Consider the following 21,567-nt stretch of genomic DNA (forward strand, 5'->3'; position numbering starts at 1 on the left):
GTCCACACTTATTCCATCGAAAACATCTGGGGGTGAACACAATAATCTACTTACGCAAAGCAAACGACCGCGGTCATGCGAATCATGGCTGGCTTGACTCCTGGCATACTTTTTCTTTTGCCGATTATTACGATCCGAACTTTATGGGATTCTCGGCGCTGCGCGTGATTAACGACGATGTGATCGACGCAGGCCAGGGGTTCGGCACGCATCCGCATAAAGACATGGAAATTTTGACCTATGTGCTGGAAGGCGCCGTAGAACACCAGGACAGTATGGGCAATAAAGAACAGGTTCCGGCAGGTGAATTCCAGATTATGAGCGCCGGGACCGGCGTTCGCCACTCCGAGTACAACCCGAGTAAAACGGATCGTCTGCGGCTGTATCAGATCTGGATCATTCCGCAAGAAACCGGCATCACGCCGCGCTACGAACAGCGTCGCTTCGACGCCGCGCAGGGCAAGCAACTGGTGCTTTCGCCAGATGCTCGCGATGGTTCGCTGAAGGTCCACCAGGATATGGAGCTGTACCGCTGGGCGCTGCTCAAAGATGAACAGTCGGTGCATCAGATTGCCGCTGAGCGCCGCGTCTGGATCCAGGTGGTAAAAGGTAACGTGACCATTAACGGTACTAAAGCCACCACCAGCGACGGCCTGGCGATTTGGGATGAGCAGGCAATCTCGATTCATGCCGACAGCGACAGCGAAGTGTTGTTGTTTGACTTGCCGCCAGTTTAACGTGCTGTAACCTTTTGTAGGCCGGATAAGACGCGAAAGCGTTGCCATCCGGCTTTTCATCGTTTGTCATTAATTCCGCACGTCCGTGGTAAACTGGGCAAATCTATCCCTTTTATACCTTTCAGGACGATGAAAAAGAAAAGACCCGTACTTCAGGATGTGGCCGACCGTGTGGGCGTGACCAAAATGACGGTCAGCCGTTTTTTGCGTAATCCGGAGCAGGTCTCCGTCGCGCTGCGGGGTAAAATTGCGGCTGCGCTTGATGAGCTCGGGTACATTCCTAATCGCGCGCCTGACATTCTTTCCAACGCCACCAGCCGCGCCATTGGCGTTCTGCTGCCGTCTTTAACCAACCAGGTCTTTGCGGAAGTGTTACGCGGCATTGAGGCTGTCACCGACGCGCATGGGTATCAGACCATGCTGGCGCACTACGGCTATAAACCGGAGATGGAGCAGGAGCGCCTGGAATCGATGCTCTCCTGGAATATCGACGGCCTGATCCTCACTGAGCGTACCCATACGCCGCGCACCTTAAAAATGATCGAAGTCGCCGGGATTCCGGTGGTGGAACTGATGGACAGCCAGTCGCCGTGTCTCGATATTGCCGTTGGTTTTGACAACTTCGAGGCCGCCCGTCAGATGACCGCCGCGATTATCGCGCGTGGTCATCGTCATATCGCCTATCTGGGGGCGCGCCTCGACGAACGTACTATCATCAAGCAGAAGGGCTATGAACAGGCGATGCGGGACGCAGGACTGGTTCCTTACAGTGTGATGATGGAGCAATCTTCATCCTACTCTTCCGGTATCGAACTCATGCGCCAGGCGCGACGCGAATACCCACAGCTTGACGGTATTTTTTGCACCAACGATGACCTGGCGGTGGGGGCGGCCTTCGAATGCCAGCGCCTGGGGCTAAAAATCCCGGGCGACATGGCGATCGCCGGGTTCCACGGTCATGATATCGGTCAGGTGATGGAACCGCGTCTGGCAAGCGTCCTGACGCCGCGCGAGCGAATGGGCAGCATTGGCGCGGAACGTCTGTTGGCCCGCATTCGCGGCGAAACGGTCACGCCAAAAATGTTAGATTTAGGTTTCACCTTGTCACCGGGCGGATCTATTTAGTCTGACAACTTTGAAGTAGCTCACACTTATTCACTTTTGGCACGAATGGTCATTGCGTCGTGAATGGTGCGGTTGGACAATGTTACCGATAACAGTTACCCGTAACAAATTTTGCAACTTGTAGAGTGGGGGCCCGCTTTGAGCACGACTAATCATGATCACCACGTTTACGTTCTGATGGGCGTATCAGGCAGCGGTAAATCCGCTGTCGCAAGCGCCGTGGCGCATCAGCTTCATGCCGCGTTTCTGGACGGCGATTTTCTGCATCCGCGCTGCAATATTGAAAAAATGGCTTCCGGCGAGCCGTTGAATGATGATGACCGCAAACCGTGGTTACAGGCGCTGAACGACGCCGCTTTCGCGATGCAGCGTACCAATAAAATCTCGCTGATCGTCTGTTCCGCACTGAAAAAACATTATCGTGACCTGCTGCGCGAGGGAAACCCGAACCTCTCCTTTATCTACCTGAAAGGTGATTTCGACGTCATTGAAAGCCGTCTGAAAGCGCGCAAAGGTCATTTCTTCAAAACCCAGATGCTGGTGACGCAGTTTGAAACGCTGCAAGAGCCGGGTGCCGACGAACGCGATGTTCTGGTGGTGGATATCGACCAGCCGCTGGAAGACGTCGTGGCGAGCACCATTGAGGTCATCAATAAAGGCAGTACGCTGTGAGTACATTAACACTGGTTTTAACCGCCGTCGGTTCCGTCTTACTGCTGCTGTTTTTGGTGATGAAGGCGCGTATGCACGCCTTCGTCGCGTTAATGGTCGTCTCAATGGGCGCGGGGCTTTTTTCAGGGATGCCGCTTGATAAAATCGCCGCGACCATGGAAAAAGGGATGGGCGGCACGCTGGGATTCCTGGCGATTGTGGTCGCGCTGGGGGCGATGTTCGGTAAAATTCTGCATGAAACCGGCGCGGTCGATCAGATAGCCGTCAAGATGCTTAAATCCTTTGGTCATAACCGCGCGCACTATGCGATTGGCCTGGCCGGGCTGATTTGCGCGCTTCCGCTGTTCTTTGAAGTGGCGATTGTGCTGCTGATAAGCGTGGCGTTCTCTATGGCGCGTCATACCGGCACAAACCTGGTGAAGCTGGTCATTCCGCTGTTTGCGGGCGTGGCGGCAGCCGCGGCGTTTTTGTTGCCTGGGCCTGCGCCGATGCTGCTGGCTTCCCAGATGCATGCTGATTTCGGCTGGATGATCCTGATTGGGCTGTGCGCCGCCATTCCTGGCATGATTATCGCCGGGCCGCTGTGGGGGAATTTTATCAGCCGCTACGTTGAGCTGCGTATTCCTGACGACATTACCGAGCCGCATCTGGGTGAAGGTAAAATGCCTTCTTTCGGCTTCAGCCTGTCGCTGATCCTGCTGCCGTTGGTGCTGGTAGGGCTGAAAACGATCGCCGCGCGTTTTGTGCCGGAAGGTTCCACCGCTTACGAATGGTTTGAGTTTATCGGCCACCCCTTCACTGCGATTCTGGTCGCTTGTCTGGTTGCGATTTACGGCCTGGCGATGCGCCAGGGGATGCCGAAAGACAAAGTGATGGAAATCTGCGGCCACGCGCTGCAACCGGCGGGCATTATCCTGCTGGTGATTGGCGCAGGCGGGGTGTTCAAACAGGTACTGGTTGACTCCGGCGTCGGCCCGGCGCTGGGCGAAGCGTTAACCGGTATGGGACTGCCGATTGCCATTACCTGCTTTGTGCTGGCGGCGGCGGTGCGCATCATTCAGGGTTCCGCGACCGTGGCGTGTTTAACCGCGGTCGGTCTGGTGATGCCGGTCATAGAGCAACTGAATTTCTCCGGCGCGCAGATGGCGGCGCTCTCTATCTGTATCGCCGGCGGTTCAATTGTGGTTTCTCATGTTAACGACGCTGGCTTCTGGCTGTTCGGTAAATTTACCGGCGCGACCGAAGCGCAGACGTTAAAAACCTGGACGATGATGGAAACTATCCTCGGCACGGTCGGCGCGATTGTCGGGATGATTGCTTTCCAACTGCTGAGCTGAGTCTTGTTGCCCGGTGGCGCGGTGCTTACCGGGCCTGGAAACGGGCACATATCGACACCGTAAGCCGGGTAAGGCGTAATCGCTACCCGGTTTTTTTATTGAGGTGTGCATGGCAATCGCCCAACGACATTTTGCCTCGCCATGTTTCAGTACGCGCATAAAAGCAGGAAAATTTCTACGCTGATCCATAATTAGGATCAATAAAACAGCGACGGAAATGATTCCCTTCCTAACGCAAATTCCCTGATAATCGCCACTGGACTTTCTGCTTGCGCGGTAAGGCAGGATAAGTCGCATTACTGATGGCTTCGCTATCATTGATTAATTTCACTTGCGACTTTGGCTGCTTTTTGTATGGTGAAGGATGCGCCACAGGATACTGGCGCGCATACACAGCACATCTCTTTGCAGGAAAAAAACGCTATGAAAAATGTTGGCTTTATCGGCTGGCGCGGAATGGTCGGCTCTGTTCTCATGCAACGCATGGTAGAGGAGCGCGATTTCGACGCTATTCGCCCTGTTTTCTTTTCTACCTCCCAGTTTGGACAGGCGGCGCCCACCTTCGGCGACACCTCCACCGGCACGCTACAGGACGCTTTTGATCTGGATGCGCTAAAAGCGCTCGATATCATCGTGACCTGCCAGGGCGGCGATTATACCAACGAAATTTATCCAAAGCTGCGCGAAAGCGGATGGCAGGGTTACTGGATTGATGCGGCTTCTACGCTGCGCATGAAAGATGATGCCATTATTATTCTCGACCCGGTCAACCAGGACGTGATTACCGACGGCCTGAACAATGGCGTGAAGACCTTTGTGGGCGGTAACTGTACCGTTAGCCTGATGTTGATGTCGCTGGGCGGTCTCTTTGCCCATAATCTCGTTGACTGGGTATCCGTCGCGACCTATCAGGCCGCCTCCGGCGGCGGCGCGCGCCATATGCGCGAGCTGTTAACCCAAATGGGTCAGTTGTATGGCCATGTCGCCGATGAACTGGCGACGCCGTCTTCCGCAATTCTTGATATTGAACGCAAAGTTACGGCATTGACCCGCAGCGGCGAGCTGCCGGTTGATAACTTTGGCGTACCGCTGGCGGGAAGCCTGATCCCCTGGATCGACAAACAGCTCGATAACGGCCAGAGCCGCGAAGAGTGGAAAGGCCAGGCGGAAACCAACAAGATTCTCAATACCGCCTCTGTGATTCCGGTTGATGGTTTGTGTGTGCGCGTCGGCGCGCTGCGCTGTCACAGCCAGGCGTTCACCATCAAGCTGAAAAAAGAGGTATCCATTCCGACGGTGGAAGAACTGCTGGCGGCACATAATCCGTGGGCGAAAGTGGTGCCGAACGATCGTGATATCACTATGCGCGAATTAACCCCGGCGGCGGTGACCGGCACGTTGACTACGCCGGTTGGTCGTCTGCGTAAGCTGAACATGGGGCCAGAGTTCTTGTCGGCGTTTACCGTAGGCGACCAGTTGTTATGGGGCGCCGCCGAGCCGCTGCGTCGAATGCTGCGCCAGTTGGCGTAGTAGCTATTGCAGCGCTTATCGGGCCTGCGTGTGGTTCTGTAGGCCGGATAAGGCGCGTCAGCGCCGCCATCCGGCGGGGGAATTTGTGTTAAACCAGGGGTGCATCGTCACCCTTTTTTTTGCGTAATACAGGAGTAAACGCAGATGTTTCATTTTTATCAGGAGTTAAGCAGAGCATTGGCTATTCTTTAAGGGTAGCTTAATCCCACGGGTATTAAGCCTAACCTGAAGGTAGGACGACGCAGATAGGATGCACAGTGTGCTGCGCCGTTCAGGTCAAAGAAGTGTCACTACCTGATGTTGAATTCAGTGAGATGGAGTGACGCCACAAAACAGGATGACAAACCATGTCCAGTCGTATCGATAGAGACGTGATTAATGCGCTAATTGCAGGACATTTTGCGGACCCTTTTTCCGTACTCGGAATGCACCAGACCCAAGCCGGACTAGAAGTCCGCGCCCTATTACCTGACGCCACCGACGTATGGGTGATTGAACCCAAAACCGGACGTAAAGTCGGCAAACTGGAATGTCTCGACGCTCGCGGTTTTTTCTGCGGCGTTTTACCCCGACGTAAAAATTTCTTTCGCTATCAGCTCGCCGTGACCTGGCACGGACAGCAGAACCTCATCGACGATCCTTACCGTTTTGGTCCATTAATACAGGAAATGGATGCCTGGCTATTGTCGGAAGGCACCCACCTGCGTCCTTATGAAACGCTGGGCGCGCACGCCGATACGATGGATGGCGTCACCGGCACCCGTTTCTCCGTCTGGGCGCCTAATGCTCGTCGCGTTTCGGTTGTCGGGCAATTCAACTATTGGGATGGGCGTCGCCACCCGATGCGTCTGCGCAAAGAGAGCGGTATTTGGGAGCTGTTTATCCCCGGCGCGCATAATGGACAACTGTATAAATTCGAGCTGCTTGATGCGAACGGTAATCTGCGCATTAAAGCCGATCCCTATGCTTTTGAGGCGCAGATGCGTCCGGAAACGGCGTCGATGATTTGCGGACTGCCGGAGAAAGTGACGCCAAGCGAAGAACGACAAAAAGCCAATCAGTTTGATGCGCCGATCTCGATTTATGAGGTGCATTTAGGTTCATGGCGCCGCCATACGGATAACAATTTCTGGCTGAGCTATCGTGAGCTGGCGGATCAGCTTGTGCCTTACGCCAAATGGATGGGCTTTACGCACCTTGAACTCTTGCCGGTCAACGAACATCCGTTTGACGGCAGTTGGGGCTACCAGCCGACCGGCCTCTACGCGCCGACCCGCCGCTTTGGTACGCGGGACGACTTCCGCTATTTCATCAATGCGGCCCATGCGGCGGGCCTTAACGTCATTCTCGACTGGGTGCCGGGCCATTTCCCGTCCGATGAATTTAGCCTCGCGGAGTTTGACGGCACCCACCTCTATGAGCACAGCGACCCGCGCGAGGGCTATCACCAGGACTGGAATACGCTGATCTACAACTATGGTCGTCGTGAAGTCAGTAATTATCTGGTGGGTAACGCCCTGTACTGGATGGAGCGTTTTGGGATTGATGCGCTGCGTGTCGATGCGGTGGCCTCTATGATCTACCGCGACTACAGCCGCAAAGAGGGCGAGTGGATACCGAACGAGTTCGGCGGTCGTGAAAACCTGGAAGCCATTGAGTTTCTGCGCAATACCAACCGCATTATTGGCGAGCAGGTGCCCGGCGCGGTCAGCATGGCGGAAGAGTCGACAGACTTCTCTGGCGTGACGCGTCCACCGGAAACGGGCGGCCTGGGGTTCTGGTACAAGTGGAACCTGGGCTGGATGCACGACACGCTGGACTACATGAAGCTGGACCCGGTGTACCGCCAGTATCATCACGACAAGCTGACCTTTGGTATGTTGTACAACCATACCGAAAACTTTGTTCTGCCGCTGTCGCACGATGAGGTGGTTCACGGCAAGAAATCCATTCTCGATCGTATGCCGGGCGATGCGTGGCAAAAATTCGCTAACCTGCGCGCTTACTATGGCTGGATGTGGGCCTTCCCCGGCAAGAAACTGCTATTTATGGGGAATGAGTTTGCCCAGGGACGCGAGTGGAACCATGACGCCAGCCTCGACTGGCACCTGCTGGAGGGGGGCGATAACTGGCACCACGGGGTTCAGCGTCTGGTACGCGATCTCAACCACACCTATCGCCATCATAAAGCGTTGCATGAGCTGGATTTTGATGCTTACGGCTTTGAGTGGCTGGTGGTCGATGACAATGAACGCTCGGTACTGATTTTTGTACGCCGTGATAAAGCCGGTAACGAGATTATCGTCGCCAGCAACTTTACGCCCGTTCCTCGCCACGACTACCGCTTTGGCATCAACCAGCCGGGACGCTGGCGTGAAATTCTCAATACTGATTCGATGCATTATCACGGTAGCAACACCGGCAATGGCGGCGTGGTGCACAGCGATGAGATCGAAAGCCATGGCCGTCAGCACTCTCTTAGCCTGACGTTACCGCCGTTGGCGACGATCTGGCTGATGCGGGAGGGGGAATGACGCAGCTTGCGATCGGCGAAGCAACGCCGCATGGCGCAACGTATGACGGTCATGGCGTGAATTTCACGCTCTTTTCCGCCCATGCGGAGCGCGTAGAGCTGTGCGTTTTTGATTCCCGAGGGAATGAGCGTCGCTATGACCTGCCAGGACGTCGCGGCGATGTCTGGCATGGTTATCTGGCAGGCGCCAGGCCAGGTTTGCGCTATGGCTATCGCGTACATGGCCCGTGGCAGCCAGCGCAGGGGCATCGGTTTAATCCGGCGAAGTTACTGCTTGACCCTTATGCGCGCCGGGTCGAGGGCGAACTAAAAGATCATCCGCTGTTGCACGGCGGACACGATGAACCGGACTACCGCGATAACGCGGCGGTGGCGCCGAAAAGCGTGGTAATCAGCGACCATTATGACTGGGAAGATGACGCCGCGCCGCGCACGCCGTGGGGAAAAACGGTCATCTATGAAGCGCATGTCAAAGGGCTGACCTACCTGCATCCGGAACTCCCCCAGGAGATACGCGGCACCTATAAAGCGCTCGGTCATCCGGTCATGGTGGCGTACTTCAAACAGCTTGGCATTACGGCGCTGGAACTGTTGCCGGTAGCGCAGTTTGCCAGCGAGCCGCGCCTGCAACGTATGGGACTGACCAATTATTGGGGTTATAACCCGATGGCGATGTTCGCGCTGCATCCCGCCTGGGCCAGTTCGCCCGAGACGGCGCTGGACGAGTTTCGCGATGCGGTGAAAGCGCTGCATCGCGCGGGGATTGAGGTCATTCTGGACATCGTATTAAACCATAGCGCCGAGCTGGATCTGGATGGTCCAACCTTCTCTCTGCGCGGAATTGATAACCGTAGCTATTATTGGATAAGGGACGATGGCGATTATCACAACTGGACGGGGTGCGGCAACACGCTCAATTTAAGCCATCCCGGCGTGGTGGAATACGCGTGCGAGTGTTTGCGCTATTGGGTGGAAACCTGTCATGTCGATGGTTTTCGTTTTGATTTGGCGTCCGTCATGGGGCGCACGCCGACGTTTCGCCAGGATGCGCCGCTGTTCGCCGCGATTAAAGCGTGTCCTGTGTTATCAACGGTCAAGCTGATTGCTGAACCGTGGGATATTGGCGAGGGCGGCTATCAGGTCGGGAATTTTCCGCCACCGTTTGCCGAGTGGAACGACCATTTTCGCGATGCGGCCCGCCGATTCTGGTTGCCACGTAACCTGACGACCGGGGAATTTGCCTGTCGTTTCGCCGCTTCCAGCGATGTGTTTAAACGCAATGGCCGCGCGCCCGGCGCCTCTGTCAATCTGCTCACGGCGCATGACGGTTTTACGCTCCGGGACTGCGTCTGTTTCAATCAGAAACACAATGAGGCGAACGGTGAGGAAAATCGCGACGGCACCAACAGCAATTACAGCGACAATCATGGTAAAGAAGGATTAGGCGGTCCGCTTGATTTAATGGAGCGGCGGCGCGACAGCATTCATGCCCTGCTGGCGACGCTACTGCTCTCTCAGGGAACGCCGATGCTGCTGGCAGGCGATGAACATGGCCATAGCCAGCATGGCAACAATAACGCCTATTGTCAGGATAATGCCTTAACCTGGCTGGACTGGCAGCAGGCAAACCGTGGGTTAACCACGTTTACCGCCGCGCTGATTCGTTTGCGTCAGCAGATACCGGCTTTAACCGGCAATAGCTGGTGGGAAGAAGGCGATGGCAACGTGCGTTGGCTAAATAAAAACGCGCAACCCTTGAGTGCGGATGAGTGGCAAAACGGGCCTAAGCTGATGCAAATTCTGTTGTCGGACCGTTTTCTGATTGCGATAAATGCCACGCTTGAGGTGACAGATATAGTTTTACCCGAAGGGGAATGGCGCGCCGTTCCCCCATTCGCTGGAGAGGATAATCCGGTGATAACGGCGGTCTGGCAGGGACCTGCGCATGGACTGTGTGTGTTCCAGAGAGGATAAAAAAGGAGTTAATCATGGTGAGTTTAGAGAAGAACGATCGTGTAATGTTGGCGCGCCAGCTGCCATTGAAATCTGTTGCCCTGATCCTGGCCGGCGGCCGCGGCACGCGTCTAAAAGATTTAACGAACAAACGCGCCAAACCAGCCGTCCACTTTGGTGGGAAGTTCCGCATCATCGATTTCGCCTTATCTAATTGTCTGAACTCCGGGATTCGCCGTATCGGCGTGATCACTCAGTATCAGTCCCACACGCTGGTGCAGCATATTCAGCGCGGCTGGTCACTGTTTAGCGAAGAGATGAACGAATTTGTCGATCTGCTGCCAGCTCAACAGCGTATGAAGGGCGAAAACTGGTATCGCGGCACGGCAGACGCGGTGACCCAGAACCTGGATATTATTCGTCGCTATAAAGCGGAATATGTCGTCATCCTGGCAGGCGATCATATCTACAAGCAGGACTACTCGCGTATGTTGATCGATCACGTTGAAAAGGGCGCGCGTTGCACGGTGGCCTGTATGCCGGTGCCGATCAAAGAAGCGACGGCGTTCGGCGTGATGGCGGTCGATGAAAGCGACAAGATTATTGATTTTGTCGAAAAACCGGCGAATCCCCCCGCAATGCCTGGTGACGCCAGCAAAGCGCTGGCCAGTATGGGCATTTACGTTTTTGACGCCGATTACCTGTATGAATTGCTGGCGGCAGACGATAAAGATGACGCGTCCAGCCACGATTTCGGTAAAGACATTATCCCCAAAATCACCCGCGAAGGTATGGCTTACGCGCATCCTTTCCCGCTCTCCTGCGTGCAGTCCGATCCACAAGCCGAACCGTACTGGCGCGATGTAGGTACGCTGGAAGCTTACTGGAAGGCGAACCTGGATTTAGCCTCGGTGACGCCGGAGCTGGATATGTATGACCAGAACTGGCCTATCCGTACGCATATGGAATCGCTACCGCCTGCGAAATTCGTGCAGGACCGCTCCGGTAGCCACGGTATGACGCTGAACTCGCTGGTCTCCGGCGGCTGCATTATCTCCGGTTCGGTGGTGGTGCAATCTGTGCTCTTCCCACGGGTGAGAATAAATTCTTTTTGTAATATTGATTCGGCAGTGTTGTTACCTGAGGTTTGGGTAGGGCGCTCCTGCCGTTTACGTCGCTGTGTTATTGACCGTGCCTGTATTATCCCGGAAGGCATGGTGATTGGTGAAAATGCGGAAGAGGACGCTCGTCGTTTCTACCGTTCAGAAGAAGGTATTGTACTGGTCACGCGTGAAATGCTGCGCAAACTGCAGGTCAAACAGGAGCGATAATGCAGGTTTTACATGTATGTTCAGAGATGTTCCCCCTGCTGAAGACTGGGGGGCTGGCGGATGTGATAGGCGCGTTGCCTGCGGCACAAATTGCGGATGGTGTTGATGTTCGCGTTCTGCTTCCAGGGTTTCCCGATATCCGTCGGGGGATACCCGACGCGCATGTGGTGAGCCGCCGCGATACTTTCGCAGGTAAGATATCGCTGCTGTTCGGGCATTATAACGGCGTGGGCATTTATCTGATCGACGCGCCGCATCTGTACGAGCGTCCAGGCAGTCCCTATCACGATACGAATTTATATGCCTATACCGATAACGTGCTGCGCTTTGCCCTGTTAGGGTGGGTCGGCTGTGAAATGGCCTGCGGACTTGATCCATTCTGGCGCCCCGACGTGGTGCACGCCCATGACTGGCACGCCGGGCTGGCGCCCGCCTATCTGGCGGCGCGCGGGCGGCCGGCGAAATCGGTCTTTACCGTACACAACCTGGCCTATCAAGGCATGTTTTATGCAAAGCATATGGATGACATCGAACTGCCGTGGTCATTCTTTAATATGCATGGGCTGGAGTTCAACGGACAACTCTCCTTTTTGAAGGCCGGTTTGTACTATGCCGACCATATTACGGCGGTGAGCCCGACCTATGCGCGTGAAATTACTGAACCGCAGTTTGCTTATGGTATGGAAGGCCTGCTGCGTCAGCGTCATCTGGAAGGGCGCTTGTCCGGCATACTGAACGGCGTGGATGAGAAGATCTGGAACCCGGAATCCGATCTGCTGCTGGCGTCGCGCTACACGCGCGATACCCTGGAAGAGAAGGCGGAAAACAAACGTCAGCTACAAATTGCGATGGGGTTGAAGGTTAACGACAAAGTGCCGCTGTTCGCCGTGGTAAGCCGTCTGACCAACCAGAAAGGTCTGGATCTGGTGCTGGAGGCGTTACCGGGGCTGCTGGAGCAGGGCGGGCAGTTGGCGCTACTCGGCGCGGGCGATCCGGTGCTTCAGGAAGGGTTCCTCGCGGCGGCGGCGGAACACCCAGGGCAGGTTGGCGTACAGATCGGCTATCACGAAGCTTTCTCGCATCGCATTATGGGCGGCGCGGACGTTATTCTGGTGCCCAGTCGTTTCGAACCGTGCGGCTTAACGCAGTTATATGGCTTAAAGTATGGCACGCTGCCTCTGGTGCGGCGTACCGGAGGGTTGGCCGATACGGTCTCCGACAGTTCGCTGGAAAATCTGGCGGACGGTATCGCCAGCGGTTTTGTCTTCGAAGACAGTAACGCCTGGTCGTTGCTACGCGCGATTCGGCGTGCTTTTGTGTTGTGGTCACGGCCTTCGCTTTGGCGGTTTGTACAACGGCAGGCGATGGCGATGGATTTTAGCTGGCAAGTTGCCGCGAAATCATACCGCGAGCTGTACTATCGCTTGAAATAGTCATCCAGGAATCATTTATATGAATGCTCCGTTTACTTATGCATCGCCCACACTCAGCGTTGAGGCGCTTAAGCATTCTATTGCCTATAAGCTGATGTTTACGATTGGTAAAGACCCGGTCATTGCCAATAAACATGAATGGCTGAACGCCACATTGTTCGCGGTGCGCGATCGTCTGGTGGAGCGCTGGCTGCGTTCTAATCGAGCCCAATTATCGCAGGAAACCCGGCAGGTTTATTACCTGTCGATGGAGTTTTTGATTGGTCGTACCCTCTCTAACGCGCTGCTCTCGCTGGGCATTTATGACGACGTTAAAGGCGCGCTGGAGGCCATGGGCTTAGATCTCGAAGAGCTGATCGATGAAGAGAATGACCCAGGGCTTGGCAACGGCGGCTTAGGACGGCTGGCGGCTTGCTTCCTGGACTCGCTGGCGACGCTAGGATTACCGGGGCGCGGGTATGGCATTCGCTACGATTACGGCATGTTTAAGCAGAATATTGTCGACGGGCGGCAAAAAGAATCTCCGGATTACTGGCTGGAATATGGCAACCCGTGGGAGTTCAAGCGCCACAATACGCGCTATAAAGTGCTTTTTGGCGGGCGCATTCAGCAGGAAGGTAAAAAAGCGCGCTGGATTGAGACGGAAGAGATTCTGGCCGTCGCGTATGATCAGATCATCCCCGGTTACGACACCGACGCCACTAACACACTGCGGCTGTGGAATGCGCAGGCCAGTAGTGAAATCAACCTCGGTAAATTCAACCAGGGCGACTACTTTGCGGCGGTGGAAGATAAAAACCACTCTGAGAACGTTTCACGGGTGCTCTACCCGGACGATTCCACCTATTCCGGACGAGAGCTACGCCTGCGCCAGGAGTATTTTCTGGTCTCGGCGACGGTACAGGATATCCTGCACCGTCATTATCAACTGCATAAAACCTATGAGAATCTGGCGGATAAAATCGCCATTCACCTCAATGATACGCATCCGGTGCTGTCAATTCCGGAGCTGATGCGCCTGCTGATTGATGAACATAAATTTAGCTGGGACGACGCGTTTGAGGTGTGCTGTCAGGTCTTCTCTTATACCAACCATACGCTGATGAGCGAGGCGCTGGAAACCTGGCCTGTCGATATGCTGGGGAAAATTCTGCCCCGTCACCTGCAGATTATCTTCGAGATTAACGACTATTTCCTGAAAACGTTGCAAGAGCAATATCCCAACGATACTAGCCTGCTTGGTCGCGCGTCGATTATTGATGAGTCGAACGGTCGCCGGGTACGGATGGCCTGGCTGGCGGTGGTGGTCAGCCATAAAGTCAACGGCGTTTCTGAACTCCATTCCAACCTGATGGTGCAGTCGCTGTTCGCGGATTTTGCGAAGATTTTCCCGACCCGTTTTTGTAACGTCACTAACGGCGTTACGCCGCGCCGCTGGCTGGCGCTGGCAAACCCGCCGCTGTCTGACGTGCTGGATGAGAATATTGGTCGTACCTGGCGTACCGATCTTAGTCAGCTCAGCGAGCTGAAGCAGCATTGTGATTATCCGCTGGTCAATCATGCGGTGCGTCAGGCGAAGCTGGAAAATAAAAAACGGCTGGCGGTAGTGATAGCGCAGCAGCTTAATGTGGTGGTTAACCCGAAGGCGCTGTTTGACGTGCAGATCAAGCGTATTCACGAGTACAAACGTCAGCTGATGAACGTGCTGCATGTCATTACCCGCTATAACCGCATTAAAGAAAATCCGGAGGCCGACTGGGTGCCGCGGGTGAATATTTTTGCCGGTAAGGCGGCTTCCGCCTATTACATGGCAAAACACATTATTCATCTGATCAACGACGTGGCGAAAGTGATTAACAACGATCCGCAGATTGGCGACAAGCTGAAAGTGGTGTTTATCCCGAACTACAGCGTCAGCCTGGCGCAGGTGATCATTCCCGCTGCCGACCTGTCTGAGCAGATTTCGCTGGCAGGGACAGAAGCTTCCGGCACCAGTAATATGAAATTTGCCCTGAACGGCGCGCTCACCATTGGTACGCTGGATGGCGCGAACGTAGAGATGCAAGAGCATGTCGGCGAGGAGAATATCTTTATCTTCGGTAATACTGCCGAAGAGGTGGAAGCGTTGCGCAGGCAGGGTTATAAGCCTCGCGACTATTATGAAAAAGATGAAGAGCTACATCAGGTACTGACGCAGATTGGTAGCGGCGTCTTTAATCCGGAAGAGCCAGGCCGTTACCGCGATCTGGTAGATTCGCTGATTAACTTTGGCGATCACTATCAGGTGCTGGCGGACTACCGCAGCTACGTGGACTGCCAGGATAAGGTGGATGAGTTGTATCGTCGCCCGGAAGAGTGGACGACGAAAGCGATGCTCAACATTGCCAATATGGGCTACTTCTCATCGGACAGAACCATCAAAGAGTATGCCGAAAATATCTGGCATATTGATCCGGTGCGGTTGTAGCGGTTTAACGCTTGAGAACGGGGCCAAACGGCCCCGTTTTTTATCGTGGTATATTCGGGGGGTATGCCGATATTCGTCTGCTGAATCTGTTAGCGGCACTTGGTCTCTGTCATGGAAAAAGGGTTGAGTACTGGTGTATAGTATTAGCAGAAAAATCCATAATTAATTGATAATAATATGAAAAAGATTACGACATCTATTCCGGCTCTCGATAAAATTATGCGCGTATTTGCTTACCTTCTGGAGTGCGATGGCGCAACGTTTACCCAGATCCATCAAAATTCAGGGATTGCGAAAAGCAGTACCTCATCTTTGCTCAACGGCATGGTGGAGCATGGGTTATTACGCCAGGAAAAAGACAAGTATTATCTGGGGCTACGCCTGTATGAATTAGGTAATAAAGCGGCGGAACAGTACGATATTAAAAAAATCGCGTTACCGATTCTTGAAGAGATTCGCGATAACACCGGCCTGACCTGCCATCTTGGCGTTCTGGAGGGCGATGCCCCTATTTACCTTCTGAAAGTCGAAAGCCCACAGGCTATTGTGATTCGAAGCTGGGAGGGCAAGCGCCTCTCATTACATAGCTCAGGGCTGGGAAAGGTGCTGATTGCATGGCTTAGCGGGGAAGAGCTGGAGGAGTTGCTGCCTCCAGATCAGATATTAACGCGTTTTACGGATACGACGATCACGGATGTGAATATCCTTAAGCAGGAGTTAGCAGGAATTCGCCGTCGCGGCTGGGGTTATGATAATGAAGAAGACTCCCTTGGCGTGCGCTGCATTGCGGTGCCGGTATTCAATACGCAGGGGAAAGTGATCGCCGCCCTGAGCGTATCCGGCGTTACGTTCCAGATCCCCGATGATAAACGCGAGTCGCTTGCTACGCTGATGATGGATGCCAGCCGTAGCCTGACGCGTCTGATGTGCTGAAATAAAAAGACATAGCGGGCAAGAAGCCCGCTTTCGTCATCGCTTAAAGTCCCGCACGCTGTAAGATCTGCTTCAAATTCGAAATATGTTCTTCATTTGCCGGCAAAACGGGGGGCATTACATGAGTTGAAATATCGACTCCGCTAAGCTGAATTGCCTTTTTGATTATCCCGAAGAAAGGTGAATCCAGGCTGTAAATAGTGGAAAGCGCGGACAGCCTGCGCTGTAATCCGAACATTGTCTCATACTCTTTTTCACACCACGCGCGGTAGATCCCGCAGGTTAGCTGCGGCGCAAAGTTCGCTGTCGCTGGGATCCCGCCGTTGCCGCCTAAGATAAGCGTATCCATCATATATTCATCATAGCCGGAGAAAATAACGAAGTCCGGACGCACTGGCCTGACATTATTGATGATTTCACGAATATGGCTGATATTATCAACGGTATCCTTAATGCCGATAATATTGGGGTGATCCTGCGCCAGCCGGGTAATTAAATCAACGCTAAGGTCCTGTCCCGTCAATGCTGGAAAGTTGTAGAGAATGACCGGGCTTTTTATGTTATTAGCCACGGTTTTGAAATGATGATAAATATACTCATCGGTCAATCTGGCATAGTAGGGATTGAGTACCAGCACGGCATCGACTTCGAGTCGGTCGGCATGTTGACCATACTCAATCACTTCCTGCGTGCTGGTGCTGCTAATACCTAATAGTACTGGAATACGGCGGTTAATATGACGGACGCAAAACTCTGCGGTTTCCAGACGCAGCGCATTGGTCATATGGCAAAATTCCCCCCCGCTGCCCAGCAGTAATACGCCATTGACCTTGCTTGCAATAAGATGATCCAGCAAGGTTGCCATGCCGACTTTATCTAACTCTCCCTGCGCATTAACAATGGTCGGAACTGGCGGAAATACGCCGTGAAATTTCGTAATCTGAGTCATGTATTGATCCTTAAAACAGGCGAGCCGTAGCCCGCCAGGGATATTATTTAAGCCAGGCTCCGGCCATTAATGATGTTGCATTAGCGGTGAACTGTTTAAAGACGCCGCGACGGTTTGAATAATCAGGTTTCTTCCAGCTTGCTCGACGCTCTTCAAGACAGCGGCGTATTTCCTCTTCTGTTTTAGGCATCCCGTCGATCCCTACAATATTGAGCTTGCGGCCTTTCACATCCATTTCGATTAAATCACCATCTTCCACCAGGGCAATCGGCCCGCCATCAGCGGCTTCTGGCGAGACGTGTCCGACACATGGCCCGCTGGTCGCTCCAGAGAAACGACCGTCGGTAATCAATGCGACTTTTCCGTCGAGGCGTTTGTCATACACGATGGCATCGGTGGTCATCAGCATTTCCGGTGCGCCAGAGCCTTTTGCGCCTTCGTAGCGAATGAAAATGACGTCGCCGGGTTCGATATGGTTATGGATGATGGCCTGCTGAGCGTCTTCTTCGGAGTTAAAGACCCGAGCAGGACCGGTATGGTGGTGCATATCCGGCGCACAGGCCGCGTATTTAATGACCGCTCCTTCAGGCGCGATGTTGCCTTTCAGTACCGCAATCGACCCTTTTTTGGTGGCATTTTCTGGTTTACGGATCACCTCCTCCGGACTGACTTTGTAATTGTTGAGGTAACCGTGGTTGCGGGTAAAGAAGCCGGATTGATGGAGCATTTCCAGGTTGTCGCCGAGCGTACGGCCAGTCACGGTAAGAACATCAAGATCCAGATAATCGCGCAGATACCATTGCACCATTGGCACGCCGCCAGCGAACCACATCATTTCGGTAACGTATTCACCGCTGGGCTGAATATTGGTCAGATAAGGGATTTCGTTATTGATCCGATCAAACAGTTCGGGCTTCAGCTCCCATCCAAGTTCATGAGCGATGGCCGGAAGGTGGATCATCGCATTGGTGCTGCCACCAATAGCAGCATGGACTTTGATAGCATTTTCAAACGCCGCAGGAGTCAGGATCTTATGGGTGGTGATATTTTTCTCCGCCAGATACAGCGCCTGGTGGCCTGCAGTTCTGGCAACGCGGCGAATTTCCGCCAGGGTCGATGGCAGCAAAGCGCTGCCTGGCAGGGCCAGCCCCAAGGCCTCCGACATGCACTGCATGGTACTGGCCGTTCCCATAAACTGGCAGGCTCCGGCGGTGGGGCAACCGCATTGCTGCATGGCTTCCACTTGCTGAATGCCGATTTCGCCTTTCTTCAACTTAGCAGTGATCCCGCCGAGGTCAGAAGTACTCATATTCGGTGCCGGACGCATAGAACCGCCGGGAATATGCAGCAGCGGCAGGTTCAGGCGTGCGGCGGCAATCAGATGCGCCGGGATAGATTTATCGCAGCTTGAGATCAGAATACCGGCATCATAAGGCACCACTGAGGCATGAATTTCGACCATGTTGGCAATAGCTTCTCGAGATGCCAGGATGTAATTCATCCCATCGTGGCCCTGACCCCAGCCGTCGCAGATATCCGTCACATGGTGACGGACCGCGCGACCGCCGCTTTCATGAACACCCAGCACGGCTTCATCGCCCAGTTGGTTAAGATGGAAACTGCCCGGATGACTTTCGCCATAGCAATCATCCACCAGGACCTGCAGTTTATTGACATCTTCTTTGCTGTAATTCATTCCAAGACGCAGGGCGTCGAGCTGCGACCACAGATCGCGAGCATGTTGACATTTTTGGCTCATTTGGCGATTCCTTCCTGTTTAAGTGACGCACCCGGCGTCGAGGTGTTAGGTGTGTTGCTGCTACCTGCAGGACGAGCGGTAACAGAAGGCAAGCTGAAAAGCAGTCCAACGGCGATAAGCAGTGCGGCAACCAGTACGGTCATTCCTGCTGTTTGCGAGAACGTCACCGTTAACAGCCCGACGAGGTACGGACCGATAAACCCGCCGATGTTGCCCAGGGCGTTGATCGTGCCGCGCACGCCGCCCAGAACGTTGGGGGCGAAGAGTAATGGCGGCAGCGTCCAGAATGGACCGGCATAGGCTTGCAGGAAGAACCCGCAAATAACCATCATGCCGTAGGCGAGCCAGACGTTATCTTTCAGTAATAAGGAGAGGGCGAGGCAGACCGCGAAACCCAGCAGAGGAATAGCCGTGTAAAGGCGGCGATTCATCGTCTTATCACACCATTTGGCGATGTAATACTGACCGATAATGCACAGAACGTAAGGCGCCGCAGTGAGTACCCCAACGATGGTCATGCCGCTGCCGGTCAGGTGTTTAATCAGATTTGGCATCCATAGTGCGAAGCCATAGAAGCCGACCTGTACGAAGAAATAGATACCGACAAGCTTCCACAGGTTGATGCTTTTTAATACGCCGCGAATGCTGCTTTGCTCTCCGCCAATACTCAACGCGCGATCGGCCAGCAATTTTTGTTCGATCCAGGCGCGCTCTTTCGGATCCAGCCACTTTGCCTGATGCGGGTGATCGGAAACCAAAGGTAGCCAGACAAAGAGCAGTCCCAGAGAGAGCAAGCCTTCGATGATAAACATCTCCCGCCAGCCGTAGGTTTCAATAAGCCAGCCGGAAAGCGGCCCGGTAATAATAGAAGCGACGGCCAGGTTCATCTGGAAATAGGCGATAGCCCTGGCGCGCTCCTCATTTGGGAACCAGTGGCCAATCAGCGCCAGAATGGCGGGATACACAGCACCTTCCGCCACGCCGAGCACAAAGCGGATAATCAACAACTGCGTCGGTGTCTGAACAAAACCGGTCAGCAGGGCAAAGCCACCCCAGGCGACGATTGTCCAGGCAATTAACTTTTTGGCGCTTAGCCGCTCGGCTATCTGACCGCCGGGAATTTGCAGGAAGATATAACCAATAAAGAAGATCCCGGCGACCAGACCGGCAAAAGAAGCCGTCATGCCTAAATCTTCATCCATGCCGCCTGCGATCCCAATGGCGATATTGGTCCTGTCCATATAGGCCACGATATAAACGAGGATCGTGGCTGGAATAATATGCAGCCAGCGCCCTCGTGTGGTCGGTTTCTCTATTTCAATGCTCATCATTGCATCCCTTTAGTATCAAAAATGTGTTCTGTATATGGAACTACTGTTCTGTATATTGACACTATGCCGACGTATTCATACAGCGTCAATTCCATACTCTAAGGAAGGTTATATTTTGTGATTTGCTTCAAAAATGAACGGAGATAAGGTGAGAAAGAGCGGATAACCCAATGGAAACTGCTCATCGGTCTAATACATAGCCAAAATTGTGCGCTGCCTCACAGGATAAGATGATGCTCTCACTTGGTCATTGTGCGTTCAGAGTAAACAGCATTAAATTCTTTATGTGGAATTTGTGTTCTGTATATTGAACTTTAATGCTTTTTAAGGAGAAACAATGGTTACTACCGCGATCTTTCCGTCACGATATGTTCAGGGTAAAGGAGCGTTGACAACGCATCTCCCGCAGGAATTGGCCGCACTCGGTCATAAGGCGCTGATTTTGCAGGATCCTGTTGTTCACAACACCTACCGGGATACAGTTGCAACAGCACTGCACGGGGTGATTGAATTTGATATCGAAGTGTTCAGTAGCGAGTGCAGTGATGAGGAAATTGCTCGCATCTCCGCACGCGCGCAGGAAATTGGCGCCGATGTGATTGTCGGTATGGGGGGTGGGAAAACCCTGGATACGGCAAAAGCAACCGGCGCCAGCCTGCGGTTGCCTATTGCCGTGGTTCCTACTCTGGCCTCAACGGATGCGCCGTGCAGTTCACTGGTTGTTATCTATACGCCAGAAGGGAAATTCAAACGCTACCTGATGATTCCACGTAACCCGACACTTGTGCTGGTGGACAGCAGTATTATTGCTGCCGCGCCGGTACGCTTTTTGGTTTCCGGGATAGGCGATGCGCTGGCAACCTGGTTTGAAGCGGAAGATTGCCGCATCAAAGGGGCTGGCAATATGACCACCAGGCCAGGACCGATGACCGCATTTGAGCTGGCGCGCTTTTGCTACACCACCTTGATGCGCTATGGGCGCCTGGCGAAGCTTGCCTGTGAACAACATCAGGTTACTCCGGCGCTCGAACATGTTATCGAAGCGAATACACTATTATCCGGGCTCGGTTTTGAAAGCGGTGGGCTGGCGGCGGCGCACGCCATTCATAACGGTCTGACGGTACTGCCCGCCACGCACAAATACTGGCATGGGGAAAAGGTTGCGTTTGGCACGCTGGCAATGCTTATGCTCACCGATAGAGCGCCTGAGCTTATCGAGGAGGTTTATCAATTTTGTGAAGATATAGGCTTGCCCACCACGCTGGCGGATATTGGTCTGGCTGGCGTTAGCGATGATGAACTGCTGGCCGTTGCCAGAGCGTCTTGTCAAACCGGGGAAACGATGCACAACGAGCCGTTTACCATTGCGCCGGAGGCCGTTCAGGCGGCATTGCGGGCCGCCGATGCTGTTGGGCAGGCGCGGAAAAAGATCGATCTTGCAGGTTAATGTGAGCCTGTAAATAAAAAACGGCAGCCG

At 53.9% G+C, this 21,567-nt stretch carries 16 protein-coding genes; 12 read left to right on the forward strand and 4 right to left on the reverse strand.

The window, feature by feature from the left end:
* The first annotated feature begins 41 nt into the window (after window positions 1–41).
* From NBA72_RS09355 to gntU, 4 genes are all read left to right on the forward strand, one after another.
* Window positions 42–737 carry a pirin family protein gene (locus NBA72_RS09355; RefSeq protein ID WP_000639789.1) on the forward strand — a complete coding sequence of 232 codons (696 nt, stop codon included), beginning with the start codon at window positions 42–44 and terminating at the stop codon, window positions 735–737.
* A 129-nt stretch (window positions 738–866) separates the two neighbouring features.
* Window positions 867–1,862 carry a gluconate operon transcriptional repressor GntR gene (gene gntR / locus NBA72_RS09360; protein WP_000730242.1) on the forward strand — a complete coding sequence of 332 codons (996 nt, stop codon included), beginning with the start codon at window positions 867–869 and terminating at the stop codon, window positions 1,860–1,862.
* Window positions 1,863–2,000: 138 nt separating this feature from the next.
* Entirely contained in the window at window positions 2,001–2,534 is a 534-nt protein-coding gene (gene gntK / locus NBA72_RS09365; RefSeq protein ID WP_000108340.1) for a gluconokinase, read from the forward strand.
* Window positions 2,531–3,871: a gluconate transporter gene (gntU, locus tag NBA72_RS09370; protein ID WP_000105950.1), complete on the forward strand. Its 1,341-nt coding sequence runs from the start codon at window positions 2,531–2,533 to the stop codon at window positions 3,869–3,871. The genes gntK and gntU overlap by 4 nt, the downstream gene beginning before the upstream one ends.
* Here the strand turns inward: gntU and NBA72_RS09375 are convergent.
* Window positions 3,788–4,168, reverse strand: coding sequence for a MarC family protein (locus tag NBA72_RS09375; protein ID WP_077917543.1), 381 nt, complete (start codon window positions 4,166–4,168; stop codon window positions 3,788–3,790). The two genes, gntU and NBA72_RS09375, sit on opposite strands and share 84 nt — an antisense overlap.
* 126 nt (window positions 4,169–4,294) lie before the next feature.
* On the opposite strand from NBA72_RS09375, the gene asd reads away from it, so the two are divergent.
* From asd to NBA72_RS09410, 7 genes are all read left to right on the forward strand, one after another.
* Window positions 4,295–5,401: an aspartate-semialdehyde dehydrogenase gene (asd, locus tag NBA72_RS09380; RefSeq protein ID WP_000799940.1), complete on the forward strand. Its 1,107-nt coding sequence runs from the start codon at window positions 4,295–4,297 to the stop codon at window positions 5,399–5,401.
* A 347-nt stretch (window positions 5,402–5,748) separates the two neighbouring features.
* Entirely contained in the window at window positions 5,749–7,935 is a 2,187-nt protein-coding gene (glgB, locus tag NBA72_RS09385) for a 1,4-alpha-glucan branching enzyme (protein WP_000098553.1), read from the forward strand.
* Complete coding sequence (gene glgX / locus NBA72_RS09390; RefSeq protein ID WP_000192491.1) at window positions 7,932–9,908, forward strand: glycogen debranching protein GlgX; 1,977 nt, start codon at window positions 7,932–7,934, stop codon at window positions 9,906–9,908. The genes glgB and glgX overlap by 4 nt, the downstream gene beginning before the upstream one ends.
* 14 nt (window positions 9,909–9,922) lie before the next feature.
* Complete coding sequence (gene glgC / locus NBA72_RS09395) at window positions 9,923–11,218, forward strand: glucose-1-phosphate adenylyltransferase (RefSeq protein WP_000253994.1); 1,296 nt, start codon at window positions 9,923–9,925, stop codon at window positions 11,216–11,218.
* Window positions 11,218–12,651 carry a glycogen synthase GlgA gene (gene glgA / locus NBA72_RS09400; RefSeq protein ID WP_001197669.1) on the forward strand — a complete coding sequence of 478 codons (1,434 nt, stop codon included), beginning with the start codon at window positions 11,218–11,220 and terminating at the stop codon, window positions 12,649–12,651. The genes glgC and glgA overlap by 1 nt, the downstream gene beginning before the upstream one ends.
* A gap of 19 nt (window positions 12,652–12,670) precedes the next feature.
* On the forward strand, window positions 12,671–15,118 hold the full coding sequence (gene glgP, locus NBA72_RS09405; RefSeq protein ID WP_000993424.1) for a glycogen phosphorylase: 2,448 nt from the start codon (window positions 12,671–12,673) through the stop codon (window positions 15,116–15,118).
* A gap of 177 nt (window positions 15,119–15,295) precedes the next feature.
* Window positions 15,296–16,051 (forward strand): IclR family transcriptional regulator, encoded by a 756-nt coding sequence (locus tag NBA72_RS09410; protein ID WP_000724553.1) that lies wholly within the window; start codon window positions 15,296–15,298, stop codon window positions 16,049–16,051.
* Between the two features lie 43 nt (window positions 16,052–16,094).
* Here NBA72_RS09410 and NBA72_RS09415 read toward each other — a convergent pair whose 3' ends face one another.
* From NBA72_RS09415 to NBA72_RS09425, 3 genes are read right to left on the reverse strand one after another with little or no spacing between them, the layout of a single operon-like run.
* Complete coding sequence (locus NBA72_RS09415; protein WP_000192193.1) at window positions 16,095–17,000, reverse strand: dihydrodipicolinate synthase family protein; 906 nt, start codon at window positions 16,998–17,000, stop codon at window positions 16,095–16,097.
* A 43-nt stretch (window positions 17,001–17,043) separates the two neighbouring features.
* Complete coding sequence (gene ilvD / locus NBA72_RS09420; protein WP_000078494.1) at window positions 17,044–18,759, reverse strand: dihydroxy-acid dehydratase; 1,716 nt, start codon at window positions 18,757–18,759, stop codon at window positions 17,044–17,046.
* Window positions 18,756–20,090, reverse strand: coding sequence for an MFS transporter (locus NBA72_RS09425; protein ID WP_001518078.1), 1,335 nt, complete (start codon window positions 20,088–20,090; stop codon window positions 18,756–18,758). Before NBA72_RS09425 ends, ilvD begins: the two co-directional genes overlap by 4 nt.
* A gap of 337 nt (window positions 20,091–20,427) precedes the next feature.
* On the opposite strand from NBA72_RS09425, the gene NBA72_RS09430 reads away from it, so the two are divergent.
* The gene (locus NBA72_RS09430) at window positions 20,428–21,537 is read left to right on the forward strand and encodes a glycerol dehydrogenase (protein ID WP_042948464.1); all 1,110 of its coding nucleotides are present in this window, start codon (window positions 20,428–20,430) and stop codon (window positions 21,535–21,537) included.
* The last annotated feature ends 30 nt before the right edge of the window (window positions 21,538–21,567 follow it).

Origin of the sequence: Salmonella sp. NW1250, from assembly GCF_051812965.1 — a bacterium.
In the GTDB taxonomy this organism is placed as follows: domain Bacteria; phylum Pseudomonadota; class Gammaproteobacteria; order Enterobacterales; family Enterobacteriaceae; genus Salmonella; species Salmonella enterica.

Coding starts and splice junctions, on each gene's coding strand:
- glgX (WP_000192491.1), top strand. CDS start 7,932: ATGACGCAGCTTGCGATCGGCGAAGCAACGCCGCATGGCGCAACGTAT.
- asd (WP_000799940.1), top strand. CDS start 4,295: ATGAAAAATGTTGGCTTTATCGGCTGGCGCGGAATGGTCGGCTCTGTT.
- glgP (WP_000993424.1), top strand. CDS start 12,671: ATGAATGCTCCGTTTACTTATGCATCGCCCACACTCAGCGTTGAGGCG.
- NBA72_RS09415 (WP_000192193.1), bottom strand. CDS start 17,000: ATGACTCAGATTACGAAATTTCACGGCGTATTTCCGCCAGTTCCGACC.
- NBA72_RS09430 (WP_042948464.1), top strand. CDS start 20,428: ATGGTTACTACCGCGATCTTTCCGTCACGATATGTTCAGGGTAAAGGA.
- NBA72_RS09425 (WP_001518078.1), bottom strand. CDS start 20,090: ATGATGAGCATTGAAATAGAGAAACCGACCACACGAGGGCGCTGGCTG.
- glgA (WP_001197669.1), top strand. CDS start 11,218: ATGCAGGTTTTACATGTATGTTCAGAGATGTTCCCCCTGCTGAAGACT.
- ilvD (WP_000078494.1), bottom strand. CDS start 18,759: ATGAGCCAAAAATGTCAACATGCTCGCGATCTGTGGTCGCAGCTCGAC.
- glgC (WP_000253994.1), top strand. CDS start 9,923: ATGGTGAGTTTAGAGAAGAACGATCGTGTAATGTTGGCGCGCCAGCTG.
- glgB (WP_000098553.1), top strand. CDS start 5,749: ATGTCCAGTCGTATCGATAGAGACGTGATTAATGCGCTAATTGCAGGA.
- gntR (WP_000730242.1), top strand. CDS start 867: ATGAAAAAGAAAAGACCCGTACTTCAGGATGTGGCCGACCGTGTGGGC.
- NBA72_RS09375 (WP_077917543.1), bottom strand. CDS start 4,168: ATGCGACTTATCCTGCCTTACCGCGCAAGCAGAAAGTCCAGTGGCGAT.
- NBA72_RS09410 (WP_000724553.1), top strand. CDS start 15,296: ATGAAAAAGATTACGACATCTATTCCGGCTCTCGATAAAATTATGCGC.